This is a genomic window from Shewanella sp. 11B5, from assembly GCF_002836795.1.
Lineage (GTDB): Bacteria > Pseudomonadota > Gammaproteobacteria > Enterobacterales > Shewanellaceae > Shewanella > Shewanella frigidimarina.
Window position 1 is genome coordinate 1 of sequence record NZ_PJAP01000542.1, and the last position, 5,373, is coordinate 5,373.

6 protein-coding genes are annotated in these 5,373 nt (G+C 42.5%); all 6 read right to left on the minus strand.

The features are described from left to right. Window positions 1–651: lipopolysaccharide assembly protein LapB (locus CXF78_RS12745; protein ID WP_145991435.1), on the minus strand; the 651-nt coding region annotated here is incomplete at its 3' end. Between the two features lies 1 nt (window position 652). After that, window positions 653–949 (minus strand): LapA family protein, encoded by a 297-nt coding sequence (locus CXF78_RS12750; protein ID WP_049763537.1) that lies wholly within the window; start codon window positions 947–949, stop codon window positions 653–655. A gap of 122 nt (window positions 950–1,071) precedes the next feature. Continuing rightward, window positions 1,072–1,359: an integration host factor subunit beta gene (gene ihfB / locus CXF78_RS12755; RefSeq protein WP_011637578.1), complete on the minus strand. Its 288-nt coding sequence runs from the start codon at window positions 1,357–1,359 to the stop codon at window positions 1,072–1,074. A 77-nt stretch (window positions 1,360–1,436) separates the two neighbouring features. After that, a complete protein-coding gene (gene rpsA / locus CXF78_RS12760; RefSeq protein WP_011637579.1) occupies window positions 1,437–3,104 on the minus strand; it encodes a 30S ribosomal protein S1 in 1,668 nt (555 codons plus the stop codon). Window positions 3,105–3,218: 114 nt separating this feature from the next. After that, entirely contained in the window at window positions 3,219–3,908 is a 690-nt protein-coding gene (gene cmk / locus CXF78_RS12765) for a (d)CMP kinase (protein ID WP_102037008.1), read from the minus strand. Window positions 3,909–4,088: 180 nt separating this feature from the next. Beyond that, entirely contained in the window at window positions 4,089–5,369 is a 1,281-nt protein-coding gene (aroA, locus tag CXF78_RS12770; RefSeq protein WP_102037009.1) for a 3-phosphoshikimate 1-carboxyvinyltransferase, read from the minus strand. Window positions 5,370–5,373: the final 4 nt, after the last annotated feature.

The following is a 5,373-nucleotide window of genomic DNA, read 5'->3' on the forward strand; positions in this document are numbered from 1 at the left end:
TAAGGTTAACCAAGCTCGACCGCATTGGGCGTCTTGTTTAATTGCTTGTTGTAATTTTTTGATTTTATCAGCGTCATTATTGGCTTCATCAGCTAACTGACAATAAAAATGGGCCGTGGTGCATTTAAGCACTTGCTGACGTTTACGAGGTAAGCGTTTAGTGATGTCGATGGCATTTTGCCACTCTTTGGTCACTTGGTAGATTAGCAGCAGTTGTGTTTCAGCTTCTTCACTGTGGTCATCTTGGCTGACTAAGTTTATAAAGATTTCTTCAGCGCGGTCATAAAAACCTGCAGCCATATAATCTTTACCTAACTCCATCATCGCAATGTCACGCTGCTCATTGGTTAAGCTAGGCCTAGCAATCAAATTTTGATGGATGCGAATAGAACGATCCACTTCACCTCGTTTACGAAATAACGAACCTAACGATAGATGGGTGTCGATAGTTTCGTCATCAACATCGAGCATGCTGATGAATAAATCAACCGCTTTGTCAGACTCGTTAGACAGTAAAAAGTTAAGCCCAGTAAAGTAATCTCGGCTTAGTTTTTTAGTCTGCTGGCTATCGCTATGACGAATACTGCGTCGTCCCATGTACCATCCATAACCGGCAGCGATAGGCAATAACAAGAACAAGATTTCTAGCATACTAGGCGGCTTGATCCTTAGGCGTTACAACAACACTGATTGCATCCGCAGCGGCGAACTTTTTAAGCGCTTTGTTACTTTTACGTAACGCGAGTTTTAACTTCACGATGTGGTAACTTGCAAATATCCAGCTGATGATAAAGCCGCTGAAAAATACCACAGCAAGAACCATAGGCAATCGATATTGCCCTTCAGCAATAAAGTAACTTAAGGTTACGACTTGTTCATTTTTAGCGCCAAATAATAATGCTAGAACAAACATCAATCCAACCAGTACAACGATAATAAATGATCTCACGCTATTCTCCATGAAGGTGCATCAATATAATGATTATCCAAGAAATTTACTGGGCTGACCAGCATTGACTGCCATTAGATACAAAAAAGCCTCCAATAGGAGGCTTTTTATTCAAGCGTTAATCAAGGATTAACAGCATCGACACGTTCGCGCAGCTCTTTTCCCGGCTTAAAGTGCGGTACATACTTGCCTTCCAAGTCAACAGAGGTTCCTGTTTTTGGATTACGACCCGTACGAGGCGCACGATAGTGAAGTGAAAAACTACCAAATCCACGGATTTCTATACGATCACCGGTTTCTAATGTTGTTGCCATTTGCTCCAACATTTCTTTGATTGCACTTTCCACTTCTTTCGCCGACAGTTGCGACTGCCTAGTGGCGAGTTTTTCGATAAGTTCAGATTTTGTCATCTTAGCTATCCCATATTATCAAGCCAAACACAGTCGCCTAATGGGGACAAGGTCCCCATACAACAGACGATTTTCGATTACTTACGAGCTGCTTTGAAGGCTTCAGCCATTGCGCTGCTCATTACAACATCGTCTTGCTTGTTCAAAGTAGCGATCGCTTCTTTCTGTTCAGCTTCATCTTTCGCTTTGATAGATAAGCTGATAGAACGGTTCTTACGATCTACACCCATGAACTTAGCTTCGATTGCATCACCAACTGAGTATACAGTAGATGCGTCTTCGATGCGGTCTGCAGAGATGTCAGCTACACGAATGTAACCTTCAACTGTTTCTGCTAATTCAACTGTAACACCTTTTGCGTCAACAGCAGAAACAGTACCGTGAACTACGGTGCCTTTCTTCTTGTCAGCTAAGTATGCGTTGAATGGATCATCTTCAGTTTGCTTAACACCTAGGCTGATGCGCTCACGCTCTGGGTCTACTGAAAGAACTACAGCGTGGATCTCATCGCCTTTCTTGTATTCAGAAACTGCGTCTTCGCCAGTACCGTTCCAAGAAATGTCAGATAAGTGAACAAGACCATCGATTCCACCGTCAAGACCGATAAAGATACCGAAGTCAGTGATTGACTTGATCTTACCAGATACTTTGTCGCCTTTGTTGTAACGAGTTGCGAAGTCATCCCATGGGTTAACTTTACACTGTTTAAGGCCTAGAGAAATACGACGACGTTCTTCATCGATGTCTAATACTAACACTTCAACTTCATCACCTAAGTTAACAACTTTAGATGGGTGAATGTTCTTGTTAGTCCAATCCATTTCAGAAACGTGTACTAAACCTTCAACGCCTTCTTCGATTTCGACGAAGCAACCGTAGTCAGTTAAGTTAGTTACGCGACCAGTAAGCTTAGTGCTTTCTGGGTAGCGCTTGCTGATTTCTAACCATGGATCTTCGCCAAGTTGCTTAAGACCTAGTGATACGCGAGTACGCTCACGGTCATACTTAAGAACTTTAACGTTGATTTCGTCACCAACATTAACGATTTCAGATGGGTGCTTAACACGTTTCCAAGCCATATCAGTGATATGTAAAAGACCGTCAACACCACCTAAGTCTACGAATGCACCGTAGTCAGTAAGGTTTTTAACGATACCTTTAACAGCTTGACCTTCTTGTAGATTCTCAAGAAGAGTATCACGTTCAGCACTGCTTTCAGATTCGATAACTGCACGACGAGAAACAACAACGTTGTTGCGCTTCTGGTCAAGCTTGATAACTTTGAATTCTAATTCTTTGTACTCTAAGTGAGCTGTGTCGCGAACTGGGCGCACGTCAACTAGAGAACCTGGTAAGAAGGCACGGATACCGTTTAATTCAACAGTGAAACCACCTTTAACTTTACCATTGATGATACCGATTACAGTTTCAGCATCTTCGTACGCTTTTTCTAGAACGATCCAAGCTTCATGACGCTTAGCTTTTTCGCGAGACAATTGAGTCTCACCGAAACCATCTTCAACAGAGTCAAGGGCTACGTCAACTTCATCACCTACTTGGATTTCTAAAACGCCTTGTGCGTTTTTGAATTCGTCAGCATTGATTGGGCTTTCAGACTTAAGACCAGCGTCAACAAGTACCATACCGTTTTCGATGGCAACAACTGTACCACGGACGATAGAACCTGGACGGAACTCTAGGGTTTGAAGGGATTGTTCAAATAGATCAGCAAAAGATTCAGTCATGTTTTAGGTTACTTTCATTAAATAAACCACCATCCATCCTAGATGTGGAGTCTAGTAATATTATTCGTGTCATCCTTAACACGAATACCTACTGCACAATAATCGACCATTCGATTATGTAACAGTAATTTTTTGTCCAACATATTCAAGCACTTGCTTCAATACATCTTCAATGCCTATGCCGCTTGTATCAATAACAAGTGCATCATCAGCTGGGACTAGTGGCGAAGCGGCGCGATTGATGTCGCGGTCGTCTCGTTCAATAATTTCAGCTAAAAGGCGATCGATTTTAACATCGAAGCCCTTGTCCTGCAACTGATTATAGCGTCTTTGCGCACGTTCTTCAGCAGACGCAGTTAAAAATATTTTTACTGGTGCTTTAGAAAAAACCACTGTGCCCATGTCGCGTCCATCGGCAACAAGTCCTGGAGCGGCGCTAAATGCACGTTGACGACGTAATAATGCCTCACGTACGCGTGGTAATGCCGCCACTTTTGAGGCAGCATTTGAGCATTCTTGTGTGCGAATGGTGGTGGTAACATCTTCACCTTCGAGAATCACTTTAATGGCATCGGCCTCGGTCCCCGTTAAAAATTGAACATCAAGGTGTGCAGCCAATAAGGTCAGTGCTTCTTCGTTTTCTAGCTCAACATCATGATGAATAGCGGCTAAGGCTAAAACACGATAAATCGCACCACTGTCTAACAAATGCCACCCTAAATGTTGTGCCAACAATTGGCATATAGTCCCTTTCCCTGCACCGCTTGGGCCATCTACTGTGATCACTGGAGATCGTTCAGACATAATTTCCTCCGAAAATAATCTATCTTCCTTGAAAAGATAAAGGGTTCATCAAAATAAGCGCGCGCATTGTATAACAAAAAAATGTTAATTACTGATGAATTTTCGGTTATTAAAACCAAGATCGCCCTTTAGTGCATACCTGATGCACTAAAGGGTTCGTTTTAATTTCACGATATAAGATTATTTTGCCAATTGTGTAAATTGTACAAAGTAATCTGGAAAGGTCTTAGATGTGCAGTCTGGATCGTTAATGGTGATCCCACAATCCGCAAAGGCCATCATTGAAAAACACATTGCCATACGATGATCATTATAGGTATCAATTGCTGCAGTATTGAGTTCTGCAGGTGGTGTGATCGTAATATAGTCATGACCTTCTTCAACTATTGCGCCCACTTTACGTAACTCAGTGGCCATTGCGGCTAAGCGGTCTGTTTCTTTAATGCGCCAGTTGTAGATGTTAGTCAGTTTTGTGGTGCCTGTCGCAAATAAAGCAGCTGTAGCAATGGTCATTGCAGCATCGGGAATATGATTCATGTCCATTTCGATGGCTGTTAACGTAGACTTTCTGGCAATAATGTAATCATCGCCCCACTCTATGTTTGCGCCCATTTGGGCTAATGCATCAGCAAATTTTACATCGCCTTGAATACTTAAGCGGCCAACACCAGTGACTTTAACTTCACCACCTTTAATGGCACCCGCGGCTAAAAAGTACGATGCAGATGAAGCGTCCCCTTCAACTAATACTTTGCCCGGAGATACATAGTGCTGACCGGCTTTAATTTCGAAACGTTGATATTGGTGGTTAATCACCTCAACACCGAATTGTTTCATCAGTGCGATGGTAATATCGATATAAGGTTTTGAAACTAACTCACCTTTAATTTTAATATTAACGCTGTCTTTAGTCAGCGGTGCGACCATAAGCAAAGCCGTCAAAAACTGGCTTGATAAATCACCGGCAATTTCAACATCGCCGCCGTTTAGCCCTGTGGCATTTATCGTTAACGGTGGAAAACCATCGTTTTTAAGGTAAGTGACATCTGCACCGAGCTGACGCAGCGCATCAACTAAATCACCAATTGGTCGCTCTTCCATTCGTGGCTCACCCGTTAAGGTAAACTCGCCTTGGCCTAATGTTAATGCTGCGCATAAAGGACGCATTGCCGTACCAGCATTACCTAAAAAGAGGCTTTGAGCGCTAGCAGATGAAATTGGACCTTCGTTTCCTTCAACAACGCATTCGGTTTTGTCTTCACTTAATGTGTATTGAATACCCAATTGTTTAAGCGATGCCAGCATATAGCGAATGTCGTCAGAATCTAACAAGTTTGTAAGTGTTGTGCTGCCTTTGGCAAGCGTGGCTAAAAGTAATACACGGTTTGAAATACTTTTAGACCCTGGAATATTAATTTCGCCGTTGATGCAATTAATAGGATTAAGACGCAGTTGCTTCATTCGC